Source organism: Amycolatopsis sp. TRM77291, assembly GCF_054166285.1.
Genome location: NZ_JBSZHF010000001.1, coordinates 3756452 through 3780051, shown reverse-complemented (window position 1 = coordinate 3780051; position 23600 = coordinate 3756452). Strand labels below are relative to the sequence as shown.

Annotated in this window: 22 protein-coding genes; 14 read left to right on the top strand and 8 right to left on the bottom strand. The window is 70.7% G+C overall.

Going from position 1 to position 23600, the window contains the following annotated elements:
- The first annotated feature begins 86 nt into the window (after window positions 1-86).
- Entirely contained in the window at window positions 87-2006 is a 1920-nt protein-coding gene (locus ACXIZN_RS17620; protein ID WP_457955712.1) for an ATP-binding protein, read from the top strand.
- Entirely contained in the window at window positions 1963-2796 is an 834-nt protein-coding gene (locus ACXIZN_RS17615; RefSeq protein WP_457960543.1) for a LuxR C-terminal-related transcriptional regulator, read from the top strand. Before ACXIZN_RS17620 ends, ACXIZN_RS17615 begins: the two co-directional genes overlap by 44 nt.
- On the opposite strand, the gene ACXIZN_RS17610 is transcribed toward ACXIZN_RS17615, so the two are convergent.
- Window positions 2786-3532: a thioesterase II family protein gene (locus ACXIZN_RS17610; RefSeq protein WP_457955711.1), complete on the bottom strand. Its 747-nt coding sequence runs from the start codon at window positions 3530-3532 to the stop codon at window positions 2786-2788. The two genes, ACXIZN_RS17615 and ACXIZN_RS17610, sit on opposite strands and share 11 nt — an antisense overlap.
- A 123-nt stretch (window positions 3533-3655) precedes the next feature.
- Between ACXIZN_RS17610 and ACXIZN_RS17605 the strand changes: the two genes are divergently transcribed.
- Window positions 3656-4546 carry a TIGR03854 family LLM class F420-dependent oxidoreductase gene (locus ACXIZN_RS17605; protein ID WP_457955710.1) on the top strand — a complete coding sequence of 297 codons (891 nt, stop codon included), beginning with the start codon at window positions 3656-3658 and terminating at the stop codon, window positions 4544-4546.
- Here the strand turns inward: ACXIZN_RS17605 and ACXIZN_RS17600 are convergent.
- Window positions 4543-6063, bottom strand: coding sequence for an MDR family MFS transporter (locus ACXIZN_RS17600; protein WP_457955709.1), 1521 nt, complete (start codon window positions 6061-6063; stop codon window positions 4543-4545). The two genes, ACXIZN_RS17605 and ACXIZN_RS17600, sit on opposite strands and share 4 nt — an antisense overlap.
- 111 nt (window positions 6064-6174) lie before the next feature.
- Between ACXIZN_RS17600 and ACXIZN_RS17595 the strand changes: the two genes are divergently transcribed.
- Genes ACXIZN_RS17595 through ligD form a run of 3 tightly spaced genes read left to right on the top strand, consistent with a single transcriptional unit; the run spans window position 6175 to window position 9450 of the window.
- A complete protein-coding gene (locus ACXIZN_RS17595; protein WP_457955708.1) occupies window positions 6175-7326 on the top strand; it encodes a DUF1015 family protein in 1152 nt (383 codons plus the stop codon).
- A 40-nt stretch (window positions 7327-7366) separates the two neighbouring features.
- Complete coding sequence (locus ACXIZN_RS17590; protein WP_457955707.1) at window positions 7367-8446, top strand: ATP-dependent DNA ligase; 1080 nt, start codon at window positions 7367-7369, stop codon at window positions 8444-8446.
- Window positions 8443-9450, top strand: a complete 1008-nt coding sequence (ligD, locus tag ACXIZN_RS17585; protein ID WP_457955706.1) for a non-homologous end-joining DNA ligase — start codon at window positions 8443-8445, stop codon at window positions 9448-9450. The genes ACXIZN_RS17590 and ligD overlap by 4 nt, the downstream gene beginning before the upstream one ends.
- 60 nt (window positions 9451-9510) lie before the next feature.
- Here ligD and ACXIZN_RS17580 read toward each other — a convergent pair whose 3' ends face one another.
- Complete coding sequence (locus tag ACXIZN_RS17580; RefSeq protein WP_457955705.1) at window positions 9511-9777, bottom strand: hypothetical protein; 267 nt, start codon at window positions 9775-9777, stop codon at window positions 9511-9513.
- A gap of 288 nt (window positions 9778-10065) precedes the next feature.
- Window positions 10066-11082 (bottom strand): CobW family GTP-binding protein, encoded by a 1017-nt coding sequence (locus ACXIZN_RS17575; protein ID WP_457955704.1) that lies wholly within the window; start codon window positions 11080-11082, stop codon window positions 10066-10068.
- Between the two features lie 376 nt (window positions 11083-11458).
- Here ACXIZN_RS17575 and ACXIZN_RS17570 point away from each other — a divergent pair, with 376 nt between their 5' ends.
- The 5 genes from ACXIZN_RS17570 (at window position 11459) to ACXIZN_RS17550 (ending at window position 15529) form a co-directional block, all read left to right on the top strand.
- The gene (locus ACXIZN_RS17570; protein ID WP_457955702.1) at window positions 11459-12667 is read left to right on the top strand and encodes a nitric oxide synthase oxygenase; all 1209 of its coding nucleotides are present in this window, start codon (window positions 11459-11461) and stop codon (window positions 12665-12667) included.
- Window positions 12668-12755: 88 nt separating this feature from the next.
- Complete coding sequence (locus ACXIZN_RS17565) at window positions 12756-13262, top strand: flavodoxin domain-containing protein (protein WP_457960542.1); 507 nt, start codon at window positions 12756-12758, stop codon at window positions 13260-13262.
- Between the two features lie 38 nt (window positions 13263-13300).
- On the top strand, window positions 13301-13570 hold the full coding sequence (locus tag ACXIZN_RS17560; RefSeq protein WP_034322891.1) for a DUF1905 domain-containing protein: 270 nt from the start codon (window positions 13301-13303) through the stop codon (window positions 13568-13570).
- A complete protein-coding gene (locus ACXIZN_RS17555) occupies window positions 13571-14038 on the top strand; it encodes a hypothetical protein (RefSeq protein ID WP_457955701.1) in 468 nt (155 codons plus the stop codon).
- An 81-nt stretch (window positions 14039-14119) separates the two neighbouring features.
- Complete coding sequence (locus tag ACXIZN_RS17550) at window positions 14120-15529, top strand: DHA2 family efflux MFS transporter permease subunit (protein WP_457955699.1); 1410 nt, start codon at window positions 14120-14122, stop codon at window positions 15527-15529.
- Window positions 15530-15873: 344 nt separating this feature from the next.
- On the opposite strand, the gene ACXIZN_RS17545 is transcribed toward ACXIZN_RS17550, so the two are convergent.
- Window positions 15874-17394 carry a sialidase family protein gene (locus ACXIZN_RS17545; RefSeq protein ID WP_457955698.1) on the bottom strand — a complete coding sequence of 507 codons (1521 nt, stop codon included), beginning with the start codon at window positions 17392-17394 and terminating at the stop codon, window positions 15874-15876.
- 351 nt (window positions 17395-17745) lie between these two features.
- Here ACXIZN_RS17545 and ACXIZN_RS17540 point away from each other — a divergent pair, with 351 nt between their 5' ends.
- The gene (locus tag ACXIZN_RS17540) at window positions 17746-18306 is read left to right on the top strand and encodes a hypothetical protein (RefSeq protein WP_457955697.1); all 561 of its coding nucleotides are present in this window, start codon (window positions 17746-17748) and stop codon (window positions 18304-18306) included.
- Here the strand turns inward: ACXIZN_RS17540 and ACXIZN_RS17535 are convergent.
- Together ACXIZN_RS17535 and ACXIZN_RS17530 are read right to left on the bottom strand one after the other, a co-directional pair.
- Window positions 18278-18976, bottom strand: coding sequence for a Crp/Fnr family transcriptional regulator (locus ACXIZN_RS17535; RefSeq protein WP_457955696.1), 699 nt, complete (start codon window positions 18974-18976; stop codon window positions 18278-18280). The two genes, ACXIZN_RS17540 and ACXIZN_RS17535, sit on opposite strands and share 29 nt — an antisense overlap.
- Before the next feature lie 37 nt (window positions 18977-19013).
- Window positions 19014-20438: an aminotransferase-like domain-containing protein gene (locus tag ACXIZN_RS17530; RefSeq protein WP_457955694.1), complete on the bottom strand. Its 1425-nt coding sequence runs from the start codon at window positions 20436-20438 to the stop codon at window positions 19014-19016.
- On the opposite strand from ACXIZN_RS17530, the gene ACXIZN_RS17525 reads away from it, so the two are divergent.
- On the top strand, window positions 20437-21333 hold the full coding sequence (locus ACXIZN_RS17525; protein ID WP_126735858.1) for a DMT family transporter: 897 nt from the start codon (window positions 20437-20439) through the stop codon (window positions 21331-21333). The two genes, ACXIZN_RS17530 and ACXIZN_RS17525, sit on opposite strands and share 2 nt — an antisense overlap.
- A gap of 56 nt (window positions 21334-21389) precedes the next feature.
- On the top strand, window positions 21390-22565 hold the full coding sequence (locus ACXIZN_RS17520; protein WP_457955693.1) for an MFS transporter: 1176 nt from the start codon (window positions 21390-21392) through the stop codon (window positions 22563-22565).
- On the opposite strand, the gene ACXIZN_RS17515 is transcribed toward ACXIZN_RS17520, so the two are convergent.
- Complete coding sequence (locus ACXIZN_RS17515; RefSeq protein WP_457955691.1) at window positions 22543-23532, bottom strand: YeiH family protein; 990 nt, start codon at window positions 23530-23532, stop codon at window positions 22543-22545. The two genes, ACXIZN_RS17520 and ACXIZN_RS17515, sit on opposite strands and share 23 nt — an antisense overlap.
- Window positions 23533-23600: the final 68 nt, after the last annotated feature.

The window sequence follows — 23600 nt, the reverse complement described above, 5'->3', positions numbered from 1 at the left end:
CGACTCTGCGCCCCCGGCCGCCGCCGGACATCAGTGCCAGTACGCAGTGCGGTACGGAATCGGGCCCGCGGGGCGATACTCCTTTCGTGAACCGGGAACCGTTCGTGGGCCGGGCGGCCGAACTGGCGAGTCTGCGCGGCAGGCTCGCCGACGCCGCCGCGGGTTCCGGCGGGCTCGTGCTCGTCTCGGGGCCGCCCGGGATCGGCAAGACCAGGCTGGTCGAGGAGGCGGTGTCCACCGCGACCGAGGTCGTGTGGGGCCGGTGCGCCGACGATCCGGGAGCGCCGCCGCTGTGGCCGTGGCGTCGCGTCGTCGAGGTGCTGCCGTCGGTCGATTCGGCCGTGACGGCCGCTTTCGCCGAGGCCGAGGGCGTGGCCGACGTCCAGGCCGCCCGATTCCGGCTGGTCGCCGCCGCGTCGGACGCACTGGTGGCCGCCGCCGAACCGGCGGGCCTCGTCGTCGTCCTGGAGGACCTGCACTGGGCCGACGAGGCGTCCTTGCGCCTGCTGCGGCATTTGGCGGGGGAACTGCGGCGTTCGAAGCTGGCCGTGATCGCGACGCATCGGGACACCGGGCACACGCCCACGCTGGACGCCGCCCTGCCGGACCTCCTGCGCCGTCCGGGCGCGCGGGGCATCTCGCTGCCGCCGTTGGCCGAGCCCGAGGCCCGGAGGCTCCTCAGCGGGCTGGCGGAGGAGGAAATACGCGAGGCGTATCGCCGTTCCGGCGGGAATCCGCTCTATCTCGGCGCGATCGCGCGTTCGGCGGGCGGGGCGGAACTCGGCCATCTCGTGCGCGCCACGGTGGCGGCGCTCGGGCCGGAGGTGCGGCGGCTGCTCGCCATCGCGGCGGTGCTCGGCGAGGACGTCGAAGCGGCCCTTCTCGCGGAGGTGTCCGGCCTGCCGCTCGCAGAGGTGGCACACGGGCTCGATCAAGCCACGAAGGCCGGGGTGCTGCGCGAGGGGCGATTCGCGCACGCCGTCGTCCGCGACGGGATCTACGCGGATTTGGGGCAAACCGAACGGGAGGCGTTGCACGGCCGTGCCGCGGCCGCACTCGAAGAACACGCCCGGCGCGATCCCGCGCTCGCCGGGACGGTCGCGGGCCACTGGCTGCGCTCGACGTCCGCGCCCGAGAAAACTGCCGAGTGGGCGGCGATCGCGGCCGCGGAAGCGAACCGGTCGCTGGCCTTCGACGAAGCGGAGCGTTTCCTCGCGATCGCGCTGGACGCCCGCGCGAAGGCCGGACTGTCCGAAGTGGACCGTGCCGGGCTGCTGCTCGACCTGGCCGTCGCCGAATACCGGACCGGCCGGTTCGCGCGAAGTCTCGACCACGCCCGGCAGGCCGCCGACGCCGGGCTGCTCGCCCGCGCGGCGCTGGTGGTCCGCGATGTCGCGGCGCCGGATCTCCTGCCCGGCATCCGCGACCTGGCCGCCCGCGCGCTCGCCGCGGACGACGTCGACCGGACGACACGGGCGCGTCTGCTGGCGCACAGCGCGTCGGTGGAAGCCGACTACGGCCGGTTCGCCGAAGCAGGGAAGCTCGCCGACGAGGCCTTCGCGCTCGCTGAGGAATCAGGTGATCCCGAAGCGCTGGTCGACGCCGTCCGCGCCCGGATGAAGGTCGCACCGGAGAAGCTGCCGCTACCCGAAAGGCTCCGGCTCGGAGCGCTGGCCGCCGAGCTGGGGGCACGCACCGGGCAACCGCTGGTTTCCTTGTGGGGACACAAATGGCGGATCGACGCGGCATTGGAGGACGGGCGGATGGCGCTCGTCGACGACGAACTCGTCGCGGTGACGGCGCTGGCCCGGCTGACGAGGCTGCCGCTGGTCCGCTGGCACGACCTGCGGTTGCAGTTCGGTGCTGGCGTTGCGCGGAGATCTGGCCGAGGCGCGCGAACTCGATCTCGCGGCGGAGGAACTGGCGGACACCGAACTCGCGGACGACTTCTCCGCGAAAGGGATGTCCTACGCCTTCCGCACCCAGCTCGTGCTGCTCACGGGTGATCCCGGCGACCTCCCACGGGATTACGCGAGCCTGCTGGAGCGGGCCCCGCATCTGCCGGTCACCCTGGTCTCGCGGCCGCTGCTGAGCCTGCTCATGGGCGACCTCGACGAGGCGAGGCTCAGGTACGAGCAGCTGGTTCCGCTGGTACGAAGCCCGGAATTCGCCTTGCACACCACCGGTGCGCTGCCCAATCTCGTGCCGCTGGTCGAAGCCTTCCACGACACCGACATGGCGGAATACCTGTTGCGGCGCCTTGAAGAAGTGCGGCCGATCGTGTCCGGAGGCGCCGGCGTCTTCTGTACCGGCTCGACCCTGGAGCAGCCCGCCCGCCTCAACGCCGTCCTCGGCCGCCACGACGAGGCCGTGCGGCTGTACGAGCGGACGATCGCCGTCAACGAAGGCATCGGTGCCCGCCCCGGTGTCGCCCTGGCCAGGTTGCTGCTCGCCGAAACGCTGGTCGCACGGGGGGATCTCGTTCGCGCGCAAGGGATCGCGCGTGACGCGCTCGACGAGTTCCGGCGCCTGGCCATACCGGGACCGCTTGCGCGGGCCGCGGCGCTGCTCGACCGGATCCGCGCCGGACGCCGTGCCGCCGACCCGCTCACCGGGCGGGAACGCGAGATCGTCGCCCTGCTCGCCGACGCGCTGAGCAACCGCCGGATCGCCGAGAGGCTCGTGCTTTCCGAACGCACGGTGGAAAGCCACGTCCGGAGCATCCTGGCGAAACTGGGCCTGGCGAACCGGACCGAGGTCGTCGCGTGGGCGAGCAGGGAAGGCCTCAGGGACTGACGGTCAGCTTGCCGAGGATGCGTGCGACGACGGCGTCGAGGTTGGCTTCGAGGAAGAAGTGCCCGCCCTCGAACACCTCCATCTCGAACGAGCCGGTGGTGTGCTCACGCCAGTTTTCGACGTCCGGCAGGTGCAGGACCGGGTCCGCGTTCCCGGCGAGCGCCACGATGGGGCAGCTCACGTCGGGGCCGGGCCGGTACCGATAGGTCTCGACGGCCTTGTAGTCGCCGCGCAGCGCGGGCAACGCGAGCGCGCGGATGTCCGGGTCGGCGAAGATCGTGGGGTCCGTGCCGCCGAGACGGCTGACCTCGTCGAGGAAGGTGTCGTCGTCGGCGAGGTGGTGCGACTTCTCCTTCTGGATATCGGGACCACGGCGGGCCGAGACGAACAGCGCCGCCGGGACGATTCCGCGTGCTTCGAGCCGCCGGGCGACCTCGAAGCCGACGATCGCGCCCATGCTGTGCCCGAAGAGGGCGAACGGTTGCGGGAGCGCGGCGGCGACGTCCACCAGATGCTCGGCCAGGACGTGGACGTCGTCGATGACCGGTTCGCCCATCCGGTCCTGCCGTCCCGGGTACTGGGCGGTGTGCACCTCGATCGTGGGCGAGAGGGCAGCCGAAAACGCGCGGTACGCGCTCGCCGATCCGCCCGCGTGCGGGAAGGCGAGGAGCCGCATCCCGGCCGACGGGGCCCGGTGGAAGCAGCGCGTCCAGCTGCTCGGAGCCTGTCCTGCCATCGAAAAATCCCCCAATCCGTGCGGGAACGCCCCCGCACGACACTGGAATGTACGGGGGGTTCGCGGAATGAGTCCATGCTTGTGCGGGGTTGTTCACGGTGGGAACACGGGAAGGGAGCAAGTGTGGCGGAGGACCTGAAGATCAGGATCGGAGCCGGGCTGGGGACCGGGACGGCACCCGAAGAGTTCGGCGCCGCGGTCGATCTGCTGGAGCGGGCGGGCATCGACTCGCTCTGGCTCCCCGAGGCGGTGTACTCGCCGAGGATCGACCCGGTCGTCGGGCTGACGCACGCGCTCGCCCGCACCACGAAACTGAAGGTCGGCACCGGGGTGATGGTGCTGCCCGGCCGTGACCCGGTCCTGGTCGCGAAACAGCTCGCCTCCCTCGCCGCGCTCGCGCCGAAGCGGGTCCTACCGGTCTTCGGGCTGAAGCCCGCCCGCGACGCGGAGCTGCCGTTGTTCCCGGTGCCGCAGGGCCGCCGTGCCGCGGTGTTCGACGAGTCGTTGCGGCTGATCAGGGCGTTGCTGGAACAGGAAGAGGTGACCTTCGAGGGCGAGTTCTTCCGCGTCGAGGGCACGGGCCTCGGCATGCGGCCGGTCAAGCGGCTCGACCTCTGGCTCGGCGGGAAGGCGCCGGGCGCGCTTCGGCGGGTCGGGAGGCTCGCGGACGGCTGGCTGGCCAGTTTCCTCACGCCGGAGGAGGCACGGGCCGGCCGGGAGGCGATCCAGGAGGCCGCCGCCGAGGCTGGCCGGGAAATCGAGGCCGACCACTTCGGCATCAGCCTCATCGTCGCGGAGGATGGAATCCCGGACGCGCTCGCGGCTTCGATCGCGGCCCGGTCCGACGCGGACCCGTCCCGGCTGATCGCGGGCGGCTGGCGCGCCGCCCGCGACCTGATCGCCGAGCACGTCGACGCCGGGCTGAGCAAATTCGTGCTGTACCCGGCCGGGCCGGAGCCGATCGAGCGGTTCGTCGAGAACTTCGTCGAGCACGCCGTCCCGCTGCAGAACTAGTCGAACTTCAGCTCTTCGGTCCGCCGCGGCATCAGCAGCAGCGCGCCGACACTGAGCACGGCGACCACCAGCATCACCAGGAAGACGTGGTGCGTGGCGTCCGCGAGGGCGCCGCGCACGAACGTCGTCGTCGGGGTGTCCGGGCCGTGGCCCTCCAGGACGACACTGGTCGCGTCGACTCCGGACGGCAGGCCGGTGACCCCTTCGGGCGGGTTGGCGAAGCGGCTCGCCAGCGTGGCGTTCGCGATCGCGCCGAAGATCGCCACGCCCACGGCGCTGCCCAGCGACCGGCTGAACATATTCGTCGCGGTGATGACGCCGCGGCGTTCCCACCCGATCGTGGACTGCACGGCGATCAGCGTCGGGCTCGACGCCAGGCCCAGCCCCAGCCCGAGGACGAACGCGGCCGAGGCCGCCAGCCAGATCGACGATCCCGCCGTCAGGAACACCGTGAGCGCCGCCCCCGCGATGACGATCCCGCTGCCGATCAGCGCGGTGTCCCGGAACCCGATCCGCATGTAGACCCGGCCCGCCAGCGACGCCGAGATCGGCCAGCCGACGGTCAGCGCCGCCAGCGCGAATCCCGCGACGAGCGCACCGGTGCCGAGCACACCTTGGGAGAAGGTCGGCAGATACGAGGTGAGGCCCATCAGCAGCATGCCGACGACGACGGCGATCAGGTTCCCGCCGATCAGGGTCCGTTTGGTGAAGATCCACAGCGGCAGCACCGGCTCGTCGGCCTTGCGCTCCACGAACACGAACGCCACCAGCAGCACCACCGCGCCGCCGAAGATCGCCAGGCTCGGCGCGGACGCCCAGCCCCAGGCGACCCCGCCCTCCAGCAGGCCGAGGATCAGCAGCGAACAGCCGAGGGTGAGCAGCGTGGCGCCGAGGTAGTCGATGCGGTGCGAGCGGCGTTCGACGCGTTCGCGGAAGTTCCGGAACAGCATCCACGCCGCCAGCGCGCCGAGCGGCAGGTTGATGAAGAAGATCCAGCGCCAGTCGAGGTACTCGGCGAACACACCACCCAGCGTCGGCCCGACCACCGACGAGATCGCCCAGACACTGGCGAGGTAGCCCTGCACCCTGGCGCGTTCCTCGACGGTGTACATGTCGCCGACCATGGTGAGCGCGATCGGCTGGATGGCGCCGGCGCCGATGCCCTGCACCGCGCGGGCGGCGATCAGCACCGGCATGCTCCAGGCCGCGCCACAGAGCACCGAGCCCAGCAGGAACGCCGCGATCCCGAAGAACATCACCGGCCGCCTGCCGAGGACGTCGGCGAACTTGCCGTACAGCGGGACGGTGACCGCCTGGGTCAGCAGATAGATCGAGAACAGCCACGGGAACTGCGAGAACCCGCCCAGATCGGCGACCACCGAGGGCACCGCCGTGGCGATGATGGTCGAGTCCAGCGCGATCAGGCCGGAACACAGCATCACGGCGATCAGGACGGGGCCGCGTTCGGACCGGAAGCCGACCCCTTCCTTCGCGGTGACCGGGGCCGGGGTCGTCATCTGTGGCGGTCTCCTCGGGCTCATGAACGACGTCAACTACTTCGCATGGGTAAGCATTCCATGGAGACACCCGGTCATGGGACCGATTTTTTCCGTGAGCTATCCCGCAAAATGGATCGGATGAGCACCTGGATCCGCCCGATCGGCCGTGGCTGGGCCGTCCGCGACAGCGTCCCGGGGCCGGACGTCGACGAGTTCGCCGACCCGGGCCGGGTCGAGGCCGCGCTCGCCGGGGCGCACGGCGACAGCCTGCTGGCGGTCCAGCATCCGGCGAGGACACCGGCCGCGCTGGCGGGCGGGCTTTCGATCGAAGCGGCGTTACCGCAGGCCAGGGCCACGTTCGAGCGGATCCGGAAGCGGCACTACCGGCCGGTCTCCGACGTCGTCGCGCCCTATCGCATCGATGGGCCGGACGGGGTCGCGCTGGGCGTGCTGTGCCTGGTCGATCCGGCCGCGGTCCGCGACGGCGGGGTCACCAGGGTGCGGCACACCGAGGACGTCTATCCGGACGTCGTCGCGGAGCGGGCGGCGATGCTGGCCGGGCTCGGTGTCGCGACGAGCGCCGCGATGCTCGTCCCCGCGACGGGTGGCCGGGAGCTGACCGCGCTGATCGAGCGGATCTGCCGGGGGCAGGTGCCCAGCCTGTCCACAGTGGACGGCCCGGGGCGTAAGCACGAACTGTGGCTCGCCGGCCCCGGGCAGGCCCAGGACGAACTGCTGGCGGCCCTGGACGGCCTGGATCTCCTGGTCGCGGACGGCAACCACCGGGTCGCGGCCGCCGCGGCTTCGGGTCGCGGCGCGTTGCTCGCGCTGGTCACCGGCGGGCCGGGGCTGCGGATCGGGCCCATCCACCGGGTGCTCGCCGGCACCGGTCTCGAACCGGCCGCCCTGGTCCGGCGATGGACGGAGGCGGGATTCGACGTCCATCCCGGTCCGCCGGGGCCGCCCGCCGAACCGGGCGAGGTGACCGTGCTGGCGGGCGGGTCGGCGCTCCGGGTGACGCTCGGCAAGGCGGGCGGTGACCACGCCGTGGTGGAGCAGGAGTTGCTGCGCGGGGCGCTCGGCGTCGATCCGGAAGGGCCGAACGTGCACCCCCTGCTGCCGGGCGCGCCGGTGCCCGAAGACGCGGACGCGGTATTCCTGCTTGCTCCGGTTCCGTACGCCGAGGTGCTCGCCGTGCACGCGGCGGGATCGCGGATGCCGAGGAAGGCCACGTATTTCACGCCGAAACCGCGGAGCGGGCTCCTACTGGCCGAACTGTGATCCCGCGCTTTTGTCGGTGACGCGGCCTAGGATCGGCCTCGTGGAACTGCCCGTGATGCCACCCGTCAAGCCGATGCTGGCCAAGGCCGTGCACGAACTGCCCCGCACGCCGGGGCTGCTGTACGAGCCGAAGTGGGACGGCTTCCGGTGCGTGGTCTTCCGCGACGGCGACGAGGTCGTGCTGGGCTCGCGTAACGACAGGCCGCTCACGAGGTACTTTCCCGAGCTGGTCGATCTGCTCAAGGACGCGCTGCCCGAGCGCTGTGTCGTCGACGGCGAGATCGTGCTGGTCACTGAGGGCGGTCTCGACTTCGAGACGCTGCAGCTGCGCCTGCACCCGGCGGCGTCCCGGGTGAACAAACTGGCCGAGGAGACGCCCGCCAGTTTCGTGGTGTTCGACCTGCTCGCGCTGGACGACCGGGATCTGACGCCCGAACCGTTCGGGGAGCGGCGGAAGCTGCTCGAAAGCGTCGTCGACACCAAGCTCGCCCGGGTCCACCTCACTCCGCTGTCCGAGGATCCCGACGTCGCCCAGGACTGGTTCACCCGGTTCGAGGGCGCGGGTTTCGACGGCGTGATGGCCAAACCGGCCGACGCGCCGTACGAACAGGACAGGCGGGTGATGTGGAAGGTCAAGCACCAGCGGACGGCGGACTGCGTCGTCGCCGGGTTCCGGTGGCACAAGGACGGCGTCGGCGTCGGGTCGCTGCTGCTCGGGCTCTACAACGACGAAGGCGTCCTGCACAGTGTGGGTGTGGCCAGCAGTTTCACCGCCGCCAGGCGTCGTGAGCTGGTGGACGAGCTCGCGCCGCTGCGGGAGAACGCGCTGGAGAACCATCCGTGGCGCGAGTGGGTCGAGACCCACGAGGAGGCGGGCGGCCGCATGCCGGGCGCGGGGAGCCGGTGGGCGCCGCAGAAGGACCTGAGCTGGGAGCCGCTCCGCATCGAGTGGGTCGCCGAAGTCCGCTATGAACACGTCGAGGGCACGAGGTTCCGTCACGGCGGGAGGCTCGTGCGCTTCCGCCCCGACCGCGAACCGGCCTCGTGCACGTACGCGCAGCTCGAAGAGGTCCCGCCCGCCGAGCTGGCCACCTTGTTCACCGAGCTGGGGGAGACATGAAGGCAGAGCCGGTCACGCTGGACCTCGACGGAGTCGAGCTCACGGTGTCCAATCCGGGCAAGGTCTACTTCCCGGAGAACGGCGAGACCAAATTGGACCTCGTCGAGTACTACCGCGCCGTCTCGGTGCCGTTGCTGGCGCAACTCGGCGGCAGGCCCCTGCTGCTGGAACGCTATCCGGACGGCGCGGGCGGGAAGTCGTGGTTCCAGAAGCGGGTCCCGAAGAACGCGCCCGCCTGGCTGACCACGACGGTGGTGTCCACCCCGAACGGCACCACCTCGGACGCGCTCGTGGCGAAGGACCTCGCGCATGTCATCTGGGCGGTGAACCAGGGTTGCCTCGGGTTCCACGTCTGGCCGAACCGGGCCGACGCGCTGGACATCAGCGACCAGCTCCGCATCGACCTCGACCCGTCGCCGGGGATCGGGTTCCCCGAGCTGCGGCACGGCGCCGTCCTGTCGAAGGCGTTGCTCGAAGAGCTGGGCATCACCGCTCAGCTGAAGACCTCGGGCTCGCGCGGTCTGCACCTCTACGTGCCGCTGGAACCGAAGTGGGACGGCTACGAGGTCCGCGCGGCCGCCGTCGCGCTCGCCCGCGAGCTCGAACGCCGCCACCCGGAGGAGATGACGGCGCAGTGGTGGAAGGAAGAACGCGGCTCCCGCGTGTTCGTCGACTTCAACCAGAACGCGCCGCACAAGACGGTGTTCGGCGCGTGGTGTGTACGGCCACGGGTCGGCGGGCAGGTGTCGACGCCGATCTCCTGGGACGAACTCGAGACCGTCGAGCCGGACAAGCTCACACTGTCCACTGTGCCCGCTCTGCTCGCCGAACGCGGAGACCCTTGGGCGGGAACGGAACCGCAGTCGATCGAGCCGTTGCTCGAAATGTCCAGAAAGGACATGGCGAACGGCCTGATGGACGCGCCATGGCCGCCCGTCTACCCGAAGATGCCGAACGAGCCGCCCCGGGTCGCGCCGAGCCGGGCGAAGAAAGACGGCGTTTAGTCCTCTGGATGCGGTACTTGCGCGTGCAAGTACCGCATCCAGAGGACGAAATGCGGGGAGTCAGAGCGGCAGGTCGAAAGCGAGTTGCGTGTTCGCGGCGGGTTCGGCCTTGCGGGTGGACCGGTGGCCGGGGAGGGTCGCGGCGCAGCGGGGGCACGGGGCGACGTCGGTGGTGGTGAGATCCACCGGCGTCCACAGCCGGGCTTCCTTGTCCCCGCAGGCGGAACGCCGGTAGCGGAGGTCTTCGGAGCGGGTCATCAGATGCGCGGCGGGGGAGTTCTCCGGCAGCGCGCCGACCAGATACCAGCGTCCGGCGGTGTCCGTCATGGAACTGTCCTCCCGATACAGGTGGTCCAGCTCGAGATTCCTTCCGCACGTCAGTGTCGGCGAGACACGCCGCGATTCCCGGTATTTCCGCCTTTCGGCGTGTCAAAGTGCGTCCGGGCGTAACTCGCGTGCTTGGGGACGTAACTCGCGTGCTTGGGGACGTAACTCCCGTGCTTGGGGACGTAACTCGCCACGGTGCTGAGTTACGCCGCCAAACACGCGAGTTACGCCTTCGATCACGCGAGTTACGCCTCTGGACACGCGAGATCGGGCGCGGACGTCGGCGTGTCAGTCCTGAATGAACCGCAGCACGCGCAGCATGGCCCGGTCGTCGACGACGTCGGGATCGTCCGCGACGCATTCTTCGAGGCGCGCGGTGACGGCCTCGGTGTCGATCCCCGAACCGATCAGCACCAGTTCGCTCCGGCGCGGCAGGCCGGCGGGCCACGCCGACCGGTCCAGCTGGATGAAGGAGCCGACGGTGTGCAGGCCGAACCGGGACCGCGGGCCGTTCGGGCCGAAGTCGAGGAAACCCTTGATCCGGTAGAGCCCGCCGGGGCGCTGTTCGAGGAAGTCCATCAGCCGTCGCGGGTCCAGCGGCCGTTCGGTGGTGAAGGCGACGCTGTCGTACGCGGTGTGGAAGTGGTGCTCGTGGTCGTGCTCCTCCTCGCGGAGGTCGTCGAACGACAGCTGGCCCACCCGTTCGCGCGGCCGGGCGTCGAAGAACAGGGTGGGGTCGATCCGGCCGTGGGAGGTCTCGATCACCGGCGTGCCGGGCGCGATCTCGTCGATCGTGCCGCGCAGCTTGGCCAGGGCGTCCTCGTCGGCCCGGTCGATCTTGTTGAGCACGACCAGGTCGGCGAACCCGAGATGCTCGTCCAGCTCCGGGTGCCGCTTCCTGGTCGTCTCGAACTCGGCGACGTCGACGAGTTCGACCAGGCCGCCGTAGGCGATGGCGGGGTTCTCGCTGGCGATCATCAGGCGGATGAGGTCACGCGGTTCGGCGAGCCCGCTGGCTTCGATCACGATGACGTCGATGCCGGCCTCGGCCTCGGAGAGCTTCGCGAGCATGGCGTCGAGCCCGCTCGCGTCGACGGCGCAGCACAGGCAGCCGTTGCCGAACGACATCATGGTGTCGACCTGGCCGGAGACGGCCATCGCGTCGACCGCGATGCTGCCGAAGTCGTTGACCACCACCCCGATCCGCGCGCCCTGCCGGTTGGCCAGCAGGTGGTTGAGCAGGGTGGTCTTGCCGGAGCCGAGGAAGCCCGCGACCAGGATGACCGGAATCCGCCTGTCGACCACGATTTTCCTTTCCGTCGGAGCTCTCCGCACTCTAGCGACGGCCGGAGCGGGCCAATACACCGGCACAGGGAAAGAACAGAAGGGCTCGCCGTCGAATACGCTCGAAAGAGTGATTAACGACGATCATAAAGTGATCTTGGCCGGATGTGATCATTTCGCACGATCCATTTCGGTGAATATCCCGCGAAGTCTTACGCAATTCCAAATATTGTCGTCCGCAAGTGTTCTAGCTGGGGAAATGTCAGCGCGGGCGAAGCTTCTGCCATTTGGAGGATCGTGGCGGTCTTTTCGTGGGGTATCGTCTTTCGTCTGGTCCGGACCCGGCCATCTCGCCGATCAGGCATGATCTCTCCGGGCATTTCCGAGTGCAGGAGGAATGGTGATCGTTCCCGCCGCCGGCCCCGGCGTCGAATTCGGAGAGTGGGAAGCCGAGGTGGCGACGGCCTCCATGCGGGTGACGGATATCCCTCGCTTGCCTCCGGAGGTGGCGTCCCGGGAACGGAGCGTGGACGTCGCCGAGGCGGAGGACTTCCTCCGGCTCTTCCACGCCGAAACGGACGCTGGGCCGGCGCGGCTGCGCGAGCGGCTCGACCGGGTCCGAGCCGAGGTCGGTGACACCGGCACCTACCGGCACACGACGGCCGAGATCGAGTTCGGCGCGCGGGTGGCCTGGCGGAACTCCGCCCGGTGCATCGGCAGGCTGTACTGGCAGGGGCTGAGGGTGCGGGACCGCCGTGAGGTCGTCGGAGCCGCCGCCATCGCCGAGGAGTGCGTCACCCATTTGCGGGAGGCGACCCGGGGAGGCCGGATCCGCCCGACCATCACCGTGTTCGCGCCGGACGGCCCGGCCGGGCCAGGCCCGAAGATCCACAACGACCAGCTCGTCCGGTACGCCGGCTACCGGCTGAGCGACGGCTCGGTGCTGGGCGATCCGCGCTACGCCGGCTTCACCGAGACCGTCCAGGCGCACGGCTGGCGCCCGCCCGAGCGCAAGGGATCCTTCGACGTCCTCCCGCTGCTCATCGAAGCGGAACCAGGGGAGCGGCGTCTCTTCCGGCTGCCACCGGACGCAGTGCTGGAGGTCCCGTTGTCGCATCCCGACCACCGCTGGTTCGCCGGGCTCGGGCTGCGCTGGCACGCGGTACCGGCGATCAGCGACATGCGGCTGGCCGTCGGTGGGATCACCTATCCGGCGGCACCGTTCAACGGCTGGTATCTCGGTACCGAGATCGGCGCGCGCAACCTGGCCGACACCGACCGCTACGACCTGCTGCCCGTGATCGCGGACCTGATGGGCCTGTCGACGAAATCGGAGCGCACCCTGTGGCGCGACCGCGCCCTCGTCGAACTGACGCTGGCCGTCCAGCACTCCTTCGACGCGGCGGGCGTGACCGTCGCCGACCACCACACCGAATCGCGGCGGTTCCTCACGCATATCGCCAAGGAGGAGCGCGCGGGACGCCGTTGCCAGGCCGAATGGAGCTGGATAGTCCCGCCGCTGTCCGGCGGGCAGACCGCCGTGTTCCACCGTTACTACGACGAACCCGATCCGGCGGCGAGACCGGCGTTCCTGCCTCCCGGGTAGCGCTCCGACGGGTGAAGAGGTGAGCCGAATGCGGCGTGTCGATGGGCCGGACGGTGGCGCTGCCGACGGCCGCGCGGACAATGGCGGCATGACCGCTGTGCTCGTCGCCCACGCCGGCAGATCCGGCGGGACAAGGGAGATCGCCGAGGTGATCGCCGCCGAGCTGCGGGAAAGCGGGCTGACGGCCGATCTGCTGGACGCGGCCGAGGTCGAAGACGTCGAGCCGTACAGCGCGGTGATCGTCGGAAGCGCGCTGTACCACCGGCGCTGGCGCCCGGAGGCGGTGCGCCTGCTCACCGAGCACGAGGAAGCGCTCCGGATCCGGCCGGTCTGGTTGTTCCACAGCGGGCCGTGCGGGCCGCGCGCCGCCGGCAAACGGGTGAGCCTGCCCGCGGGCGTCGCCCTGCTGGCCGCGAGGATCGACGCCGAGCGCACGGCCACCTTCGGCGGCAGGCTCACCCCGGCCACCGCGAGCGGCCTGTTCTGGAAGGTCATGGCCGCGGGCCCGTGGGCGGGCGACTTCCGGGACTGGCCGTCGATCCGGGCCTGGGCCCGTGACGTCGGCCGCCGCGTGCGTATCCGCGTCGCGCTCTGAAAGACCGTTTTGTCGGTGCCCTGCCGTAAGGTGCCCTCATGGACAAACGGTTCACTGCGACGCTGGTCAAAAGCCCGGAGAAGGGTGGCTGGACGTATGTGGTCATGCCCGGCTCCGCCGAATTCTTCGGCACCAAGGGGCTGGTGAAGGTCCGCGGCACCGTCGACGGGCACCCGTTCCGGAGTTCGTTCATGGCGCTGGGCGACGGCACCCACAAGCTCCCGGTGAAGGCCGACGTGCGGAAGGCGATCGGCAAGGAGGAGGGAGACACGGTGGAGGTCGTCCTGCTCGAACGGCTGGAGGGCTGAGTGGCCGCGGGCTGGAAGCCGTCCCCGGTCATCAAGATCTACGAGGCGCTCGGCGCGATCGCCGACGGGCGGGTCGAGGTCGACGGCGACACCGCGCGGGTCGCGTCGTCGGACAAGGCCAAGATCTACGACGTCCGCCATGACCCGGCGGCGGGGTCGATCACGGCCAACGACAACGGGTCCTACTGGCAGGGCTATCTCGGGTACCCGGGTATCGCGTACCTGTTGGAGCGTGGCGTGCTCGCCTACGACGGCGGTCTCACCGCCGGGCTGGCAGGCGTGCCGTGGAAGGAACTCGCCACCCGGTACCGCAACGACTGGGCGAAGGTCGAGAAGCACGTCCGCGAGGACCTCGCCGCCGACGGCGTGGACCTGGAGCGGTTCGACGCCGGGATCGCGGAGATCTCGAGCAGGCTGGAGGAATTGGCGCTCACCAAGCTTTCCCCTCGGCAGCGCCCGCCGAAGTGATCTTCGCTTGACCTTGAGTTAAGTCGAGGTCTTAGCGTGAGCCAGGTCAAGATCCCTGGGGCACGTGAGGAGAACACTCCGATGGCTGTTTCGCTGGAACGGCGGGCGAACGCGGTCCCGCCGCCGGACAAGGTGCCGGCCGAGGCCTGGCGGATGGCCTGGGTGATCGTGCTCGGCGCGTTCATGACCATGCTGGACACCACGGTCCTCGCGGTCGGCGCCGAGACACTCACCCGTGAACTCGGCGCCGGAATCGCTTCCGTGCAATGGGTTTTCACCGCGTACCTGGTCGCGCTGGCGGTCGCGCTGCCATTGTGCGGCTGGCTCAGCCGCCGGTTCGGCGCCGGCCGGGTCTGGCTGGCTTCGCTGGCGGCGTTCACCGTGGCGTCGGTGCTGTGCGCGCTCGCCGGGAACGTGGGCTGGCTGATCGGGCTGCGGGTGCTGCAGGGCCTCGCCGCCGGGCTGCTCCTGCCCGCCGGGCAGACGGTGCTCGGTCAGGCGGTCGGGCCCGCCCGGCTCGGCCGCGTCATGGGGACGCTGGGCATCGTGATGAGCGTCGGCCCGACGTTCGGCCCGGTCCTCGGCGGCGTCCTGCTGCGCGGTCTCTCGTGGGAGTGGCTTTTCCTGATCAACATCCCGGTCGGCGTGATCGCGCTGGCGCTCGGGCTGCGATTGGTGCCCCGTGGTGAGAAGGGCGCGGTGGCCCGGCCGGACTGGTTCGGCTTCGTCCTGGTGAGCGCGGGAATCCCGGCCTTGTTGTACGGGCTCACCACCTGGGGTGAAGGCGGTGAAGAGTTCGGTGCAGGGGTGCTGGTGCCGCTCGTCGCGGGGGTCGTGCTGCTGGCGCTGTTCGTCCGGCGGTCGTGGGGCCGGGAGAACCCGGTCATGGACCTGACGTTGCTCCGGAGCCGCGTCTACACCTCGGCGGTCGTGTTGTCCTTCTTCGCCGCGCCCGCGTTGTTCGGTGCGCTTTTCCTGCTGCCGCTGTACTTCCAGGTGCTGGGCGGGAGCGGGGTCGTCCAAACGGGACTGCTGCTGATGGGGCTCGGGGTCGGTACGGCGATCGCGTTGCCGCTCTCCGGCAAACTCACCGACCGCTACGGCGCGGGCCTGGTCGCCGCCTGGGGGAGTGTCGCGACGCTCGCCACCACCGTCCCCTTCGCCATCGGCGGGTTCCCGCCGGACGGCGTCGTCGTGCAGATCCTGTTGGTGGCCAGGGGAATCGCCGTCGCGTTCCTGCTGATGCCCGCGACGACGGCCGGGTACGCGGCCGTCACCAAGGAGCAGCTGCCCGACGCGGCCGCGCAGATCAACATCGTCAGCCGCGTCGGCGGCGCGGCCGGGACGGCCCTGTTCGCCGTCGTGCTGGCGAACCTGTTGCCCGCGGGCGCGGACTCGGCGTTCCGGGCGACGTTCTGGTGGCTGACCGCCTCGGCCGCGGTCGCCGCGGTGCTGGGCGCGCGGCTCTGGTGGGTGACGCGTCGCGGTTGACCCCATTCGGTGGTGCCGGGGTTCTGCCGGGCTGGAGCCGGTGTCGCGAAAGCCACTTTCGCAACCTTCGACGTTGCGAAAGTGGCTTTCGCAACGTCGGCCGTGACTGGGCCGCCACGGTCCTGGTGATCAGGTCGCGAAAGCCACTTTCGGGACATCAGACGTCCCGAAAGTGGCTTTCGCGACANTTCAACGATCCGGAGCACGACCGGACGCGGCGGTTCCTCAAGGCGGTCATCGACCGGGCTTGAGGCTCGGCTGTGCATGTCGCGAAAGCCACTTTCGGGACATCAGACGTCCCGAAAGTGGCTTTCGCGACACCGGCTCCAGCAGACGCTCGGCGCTCAGCCGCAGTGTTCCGACGGGCTGTTGTACGACGTCCCGCCCGCGGAACCGCCCCACTTCACGCATTTGCCCGCCGCGGCCGCCCGCACCGGACCGGCGAACCACGAGAACGACCCGGAATCGGTGATCCGGGACGACCCCGCCACCTCGAGGTAGGCCGACGTCGCGGTCGCGGTGCCCGCGGACTCGCTCTTCATCGTGCTGACACAGTTCTGCCCGTTGGAAGCGTTGTAGGACAGGTAAACCGTGCCCGCCGTCCCCAGCGGGGCCGAGTCGATCACGCCGTATCCGCCGCCGCACACCGGGGCGCCGAGGGCAGGCTCGGTGACAGTCGAGAAGCGGATGGTCTCGTTGGCGTTCCCCGCCGGGCCCGCTTCGTACAGCACGCCGACCGAACCCGAGGACAGCTGGACCATGTCGGAGTACGCGGCGTCACCGCTCCACACCAGCGTTCCCGCGGAGTTGCCCTGCCAGTTCGCGCCCTCGTCGAACGACGACCGCACGACAAGTTCCTTGCGGCGGTCGCAGACCGACGGCGCCGCGAACAGGATCCGGTTGTACTTGCCCGCCTTGTCGGTCGCGGTCATCCGCGCGGTCGAGGCCTGCACCACGGGGGTGATCAGATCCTCCTCGAAGGAGAACTTGGTGGAGAAGCTCGCCCCGCCGTCGGAACTGATGGCGTAGGCGCGGTTCTTGGCGCCACCGCTGAGGCATTTGTCGTCGTTGTTGGCCTGGTTACGCGCGGCGGCGTAGACCCGGCCGTCGAGCAGTTCGGTGACGCTGATCTCCTGCGGGTTCAGCTCGGCCGACGCGGCCGGGGTGTCGGTGGCGCCGCGCTTCCACGTGACGCCCTGATCGTCGCTGTAGACGAGCGCGCCGCTGTTCTTTCCGTCGATGGTGTAACTGATCCCGGCGACGATGCGGCCCGCGTGCGCGCCGCGGGTCAGCACGATGCCGTGCGAGGGCCCGGTCGCGAGCCAGCCGGGCGCGGAGCTGAACCCGAGCTGCGTGGTGAGCACCTTGGGCGCGGTCCAGGTCTTGCCGTGGTCGTCGCTGATGGAGACGCGCGGAATCCGGTTGCAGTCGGGGTTCTTGACGCATTCCATCACCGAGAGCAACACGATCCGCCCGGTGGACGGGATCACGATCGGCGTCGGGTTTCCTTTGGTGTCACCGAAACCCTCGATGACGACCTTCGGGGCGCTCCAGGTCTTGCCGTTGTCGGCGGAGCGTTTCACGACGAGGTCGATGTCGCCGCGGTCGTTGCAGAAGCTGGCTCCGCCGTTGCGGCCTTCGGCGAACGCGAGCAGTTCGCCGTTGTTCGCCTTGACGATGGCGGGGATTCTGAAACAGTCGTAACCTTCTGTTTTCTCTTTGTACACCAATGTGTTCCCGACCGCGGCGGCCGAGAACCGGTCGCCGGTGGCCGGTGCGGAGAGGGAGGTGGCCGGGGCTGCGCCGACCGCCGCGGTGGCGACGAGGGCCGCGAGCAGGCCCTGTGCGACGCGAGAGATCTTCACGGGATGACTCCGTCCTGGATTCGGTTCAGGTGACGGGACATCAGAGTCCTTCCGGCTCGTACAGCCGTCGTACAAGCCGCGTACAACCCGGTTTCGCCCTTTGTGTCAGGTGACACAGAACGACGCGGTGATCCCTGCCAGGCTCGTTCCCGCCGGACACGGCGCGAGATCGGAAGGGAGGGCCGATGACGGTGATCGATCCGGAGAGGGTGAGGGGCGGCCGATCACCGGTTCGCGTCGTGGCGCCGGTGGGTCCGGCCGGTGGCGGGACCCACCGGCGGTCGCCGGCCCGGGGGAACGACATCGGCCGGCGCTTCGTCGGAGTACCGCACACCGACGAGGGGAAACGCGATGCGAGTGACCGACGCCGAAGGCGGGGAGTGGCTGATCGTGCGCCGGTTCGCGCCCTGGTTGCGCCGGATCCGCCCGCTCGCGATCGTCACCGAAAGCGAGCGCTACCGCGAAGTGTCGTTCACCCGGCACCGCGGCAGGTCCGCGAAGGAGGAACGCCTGGACTTCGGGGACTGGCTGATGCTGGGGATCGCCGTCGGGCAGGCCGCCGGGGTGGCGCTGATCCTGTCGCCCGTCCTCGTGGCGGAACTGGTGGCCTGGGCGGTGACGGGCGCCGTTCTCCGGCTGCTGAGACTGACCGGCCTGGTCCGTACCCGGGTCGACCTCGTCGCGCCACCGCCCGCGGTGCGCAGCCTCGCGCCGGTGCGGGTGCTGCTGGTGCCGGGGAAGTCCGCGGCCGGGCTCGTCCGCGAACTCGCGTCGCTGATCGAGTCCACACCGGACTTCGATCCGGAGAACGAGCCGCGTGTGCGGAAACTGTTCCTGGCCACCGGAGCGCGCGTGGCACGGCATTTCGGCCTGCCATGGCGGCTCAGCGGTCGTCGGGTGCCAGCTGCCTGAGGTCGTTCACGCTCCGCACGACCAGCCGCTGGCGGCCGGTGCTGAGCAGCCCGTCGGCGCGCAGGGTCCGCAGGGTCCGCGCGACGGCTTCCCGCGACGCGGACGCGAGCCCGGCCAGGTCGCGCTGGCTGATCCGCAGGGCGATCAGGGTGCCGTCGGCGACGGGCACGCCGTACCGCTCCGCCAGGTCGACCAGGATCGCCGCGATGCGTTCGGCGGCGGTGCTGTCCCCGAATTCGGTGCGGCGCGAGTTCGCGTAGCGCAGGCGGGAGGTGATGATCCGGAGCAGGACCACGGAGATGCCGGGATGCTCGCGGAGCACGGCGTTGAACGCGCGCGAGGACAGCCACAGGCCGGTGACCGGCTCGACGGCGATCGCCGTGGCCGAACGCAGGCTGCCGTCCATCGACGCCATCTCGCCGATGATGTCGCCCGGATCCCGGACGGCCAGCACGGCGTCGTAGCCGCCGGTGGACACCGAGGTGATCTTGACCCGCCCGGTCATCAGGATCAGCACCCAGTCCGACCGGTCGCCCTCGCGGATGATCACCGTGCCCGCCGGGTACCGCCGCAGTTCGGCCCCGGCACGCAGCGCCTTGCGCTGGCCGTCGTCGAGCAGCTCCCAGAGCCTGCCGGGTGGATCGTGCGGCTCCGCCGCCGGCTGTGTCATGCCTTTTCGTCGCCTCCGTGCGCGATCGTACGAGACATCAGCCGGGGATCTCCTGGTACGCCTGGGAAAGGCGCTGGACGCCCTCGCGTAGCTGCGCGCCGGTCGCGGCGCTGACGTAGCTCAGGCGCAGATAAGGCCCCGGAGCCTCCGCCGCGAAGTACATCCTGCCGGGGGTGACCGCTACTCCGGCGCGGAAAGCGGCGCTGGTCAGCGCTACTTCGTCGACGAAACCGGGGAGCGGCTGCCACAGGTGGTAACCCCCGGTCGGGACCGGGACGGCCGTCCAGGCGGGCAGGAACTCCCGCAGCGCCGAGACGGCGACGTCGCGGCGTTCCCGCAACGAGGCCGCGAGGGTTCGCAGGTGGCGGCCCCAGGCGGGAGAACTCACCAGTTCGAGCGCGGTCTCCTGCAGCGGGCGCGGCACGAAGAAGCTCTCGACGGCGTGGAGCCCGCGCAGCCGTTCCAGTGCCGGGCCGCGCGCGGCCAGCGCGCTGATCCGCAGGCTCGGTGACGCCGGTTTCGTGAGCGAGCGGATGTGCACCACAACGCCGTCGGGGTCGTCGGCCACGAGCGGCGGCGGGGGAGCCGGGCTGCCGGGATGCGCCATCAGCCGGGCGAAATCGTCCTCGATGACGAAAGCACCCGCGTCACGGGCGATCCGGAGGACCTCGGCGCGGCGTTCGGCGCACAGCACCGCGCCGGTCGGGTTCTGGAACGCGGGCTGGCAGACGAACAGCCGGGCGCCCGTGTCGCGGAAGGCGTCCGCGAGCAGTTCGGGCCGGACGCCGTCGCGGTCGATCGGCACCGGGACCGGCCGCAGCCCCGACGCCCGCGCGATGGCGAGCATCCCCGGATAGGTCGGGGATTCCACCAGCACCGGCGCGCCGGGAGCGCCGAGCGCGCGCAACGCCGTGGTCAGCGCGCTCTGCCCGCCCGAGGTGACCAGCACGTTCTCGACGTTCACCGGGCTGCCGATGTCGCGGGCGAACCAGGCCCGCAGTTCGGGCAGGCCGCAGATCGGCGGCCGTGTCCACGCGCCGGGGCGGCGTCCGGCGCGGGCGGACGCCGCGGCGAGTTCGCGTTCCGGCTGGAGGCTCGGATGCGTGTAGCCGCCGTTGAGGTCGATGACGCCCGAAGGTGGATCGCTCAGCGCGGTGAGCACGCCGCTCGCGTCGATCGCGCGGGTGCCGGACTGCGAGCTCAGCGCCACCTCCTGCCACGACACGTCACCGGTCACCGCCACCTCGCGGGGCGGCGGGGCGCGGAAGACGCCGGCACCGGGCCGGGTGATCACCAGTCCTTCGGCGGCCAGCGCTGCGATGGCGCGCGACACCGTCACCGGGCTCACCTTCAGCTCCCGGACCAGCTCCCGGCTCGACGGGAGCTTTCCGTCGATCGGATAGCGCTCCAAAGTGGATCGCAGCTGTATGACCAGGCTGGTGACGCTGCTACCATCGGACATGAGACTGGATGATAGCGCTATCGCGGACCGGGCAGTAGCGGTCCGCTCCGGGACCGCGCTGGCGGCGCTGGGTGTCCTCGCCTTCTCGTTCACGTTCCCCGCCACCGTGTGGGCGCTCAAGGGTTTCGACCCGTGGACCGCCACCGGGCTGCGCAGCGTCCTGGCCGCGCTGGTCGCCGGCACCTGTCTGCGTGTCTTCCGGGTCCCGTTGCCGAGGCGCGACCAGTGGCGGGGCCTGGCCGTGGTCTCCCTCGGCTGTGTCCTCGCGTTCCCGATCCTCACCACGCTGGCGCTGACGACGTCGTCGACCGCGCATTCCGCGGTGGTGATCGGGCTGCTGCCGCTGGCCACCGCCGTCATCTCCTCGAAGCTGACCGGGAACCGGCCGTCCCGCCGGTTCTGGCTGGCCGCGGCGGTCGGCGCGAGCGCCGTCGTCGTGTTCACCGTCGCGCAGAGCGGCGGCGGACTGTCCACAGCGGACCTGTTCCTGTTCGGCGCGCTCGTGCTGTGCGCGTTCGGGTACGCCGAGGGCGGCAGGCTGGCGAGGGAGATGGCCGGCTGGCACGTGATCGCGTGGGCGCTGGTGATGGCGCTGCCGGTGACCGGCGCGTTCGCCGTCTTCGGGCTCGCGACCGAACCGCTGCACATCACCGGCGAGGGGATCGTCGGCCTGCTGTACGTCGCGCTCATTTCGCAGTTCGGCGGTTTTTTCGCCTGGTACCGGGGAATGGCCGAGATCGGGGTCGCGCGGGCGAGCCAGCTGCAGCTCGCCCAGCCGCTGCTCACCCTGGTCTGGGCGGTCCTGCTGCTCGGCGAGCACCTCCCGGCCGCCGCGCCGGTGACCGCGCTGATCGTCGTCGCCTGCATCGTCGTGACCCAGCGGTCGCGTAGCTAGATCGACGTCGCGAATCCGCCAGACCGCGGTGCCCGCGTGGTGATGGGCTGAAGCACATGACCGCTTCGACCCTCGACACCTCCGCGCGGACCCCGCTGAAGGGATGGCTCGCCGTCCTCGCGGTGACGCTCGGGATCTTCTCCCTCGTCACCACGGAAATCCTGCCGATCGGCCTCCTGACCCCGATCGGCGCGGACTTCCGGATCACGCCGGGGACGGCGGGCCTGACCATGACCCTGCCGGGCTTCCTCGCCGCGCTCGCGGCCCCGGCCGTCACCGTCGCCGCCGGACGGCTGGATCGCCGGATCCTGCTGTGCGCGCTGATGGTGGTGCTGGCCTCGGCCGACGTGCTCGCGGCGACCGCGCCGGCCTACTGGGCGATGTTGGTCTCGCGAGTGCTGGTCGGGCTGGTGATCGGCGCCTTCTGGGCGATCGGCTCCGGCCTCGCCGAGCGGCTCGTCGGCCCTCGGCAGGCGGGCAGGGCTACCGCGGTGATCTTCTCCGCGGTCCCGCTCGGCTCGGTTCTCGCGGTGCCGGCGGGAACGTTCCTCGGCGAGCTTTTCGGCTGGCGGGCGGCTTTCGCCGTGATGGCCGTCTTCACGGTCGGTGTCCTCGCCGCGCTGGCGCTCGCGTTGCCTCCGCTGCCGTCTGCGGACGCGACCCGGCTCGGCGTCCTGCGCGGGATGACCCGCGAGCGGGCGACCCGGCTCGGCCTGCTCGTCACGGTGCTGGTCGTGCTCGCCCATTTCGGGACCTACACCTACGTCACGCCGCTCCTGCGCCAGGTGACGCAGGTGAGCCCGGAACTGATCACCGTCTTCCTGTTCGTCTACGGCACCGCCGGGATCGCCGGCAACTTCGTCGCGGGCGCGGCGATCGCCCGTGACCTCCGGCTGACCTTCCTCGCCGCGGCGGGTCTGATCGGCGCCGTGACGTGCGCGTTGCCGTTTCTCGGCGACACGAAAGCGGGCGCGCTCGCGCTGCTGGTGCTCTGGGGTTTCGCCTACGGCGCCGTCCCCGTCTGCTCGGGAACGTGGTTCGCCAGAGCGGCTCCGCAGGCGCCCGAAGCGGCGTCGGTGCTGTTCACCTCGTCGTTCCAAGCGACGCTTTCCGCGGGCGCGCTGCTCGGCGGGCTGGTCGTCGACACGGTCTCCGTCCCGGCCGTGATGGTCGCCGGAGGCGTGGTCGCGCTGCTCGCGGCCGCCGTCCTCAGCCGAGCACGGTCAGTGTGACCAGCGCGGTGGTCCCGACCAGCAGGGTCGAGAGCAGGCCGAGCAGCAGGGCGCGGCCCCCGGTGCGGACGAGTTTGCCGATCCGGACCGCGCAGCCCAGCCCGAACAGTGCCCCGGCCAGCAGCAGGGTGCAGGCGATCTTCGCGACGTCGAGCGCGAAACCCGGCACGATCCCGGTGCTGCGCAGGGCGGCCATGGCCAGGAAACCGAGGACGAACAGCGGGACCAGCGGCGGCCGCTTGCCGTCGGCGGGCCGGTGCCGTTCGTGCACGCCGACCGCGGCGACCATCGGGGCCAGCAGGACCACCCGGCTGAGCTTGATCACGATCGCGACCGCGATGGCGGCGCTTCCGGCTGGGGTGGCCGCGGCGACGACCTGCGCGACCTCGTGCACGCTGAGGCCCGCCCATTCGCCGATCCGGGCCGCGTCGAGCCGCAGCCAGCCACCGATCAGCGGGACCGCGGCGATGGCGAGCCCGCCGTAGAAGGTGACCAGGGCGACCGCGGTCGCGACGTCCGAGTCCTCGCGTTTCACGACGCCTTCCATGGCGGCGATGGCGGACGCGCCGCAGATCGAGAAACCGGTCGCGACCAGGATCCCCAGTCCGCGGGGCACGCCGAGGAGCCTGCCGAGACCGATCGTGCCGAGGAACGTGATCCCGACGGTGAGCACGACGGCGATCAGGGTCCCGGGGCCCAGCGCCAGGACGGCCGGGAGCGAGAGTTGCAGACCGAGCAGCACGACACCGGCGCGAAGCAGCTTCTTGGTGATCCCGGCGATGGCCTTCCGGGTCCCATCGGACAGCGAAGGCAGCGAACCGGCGGCGATACCGAGCACGACGGCGATGGTGAGCGCGCTGACGACCGGGAATGCGGTGCCGACCAGGTACGCGGCGGCCACTCCGGCGCCGGTGATCGCGAAGGCGGTCAGGTAGGGCTTCGTCGGTCTCGCGTGCGTGGTGCTCATGGTTCGAGCCTCGCCCGGACCGGGCGACCTCGGTAGCCGGGAATGACAGGGGTAGGTCATACACTTGG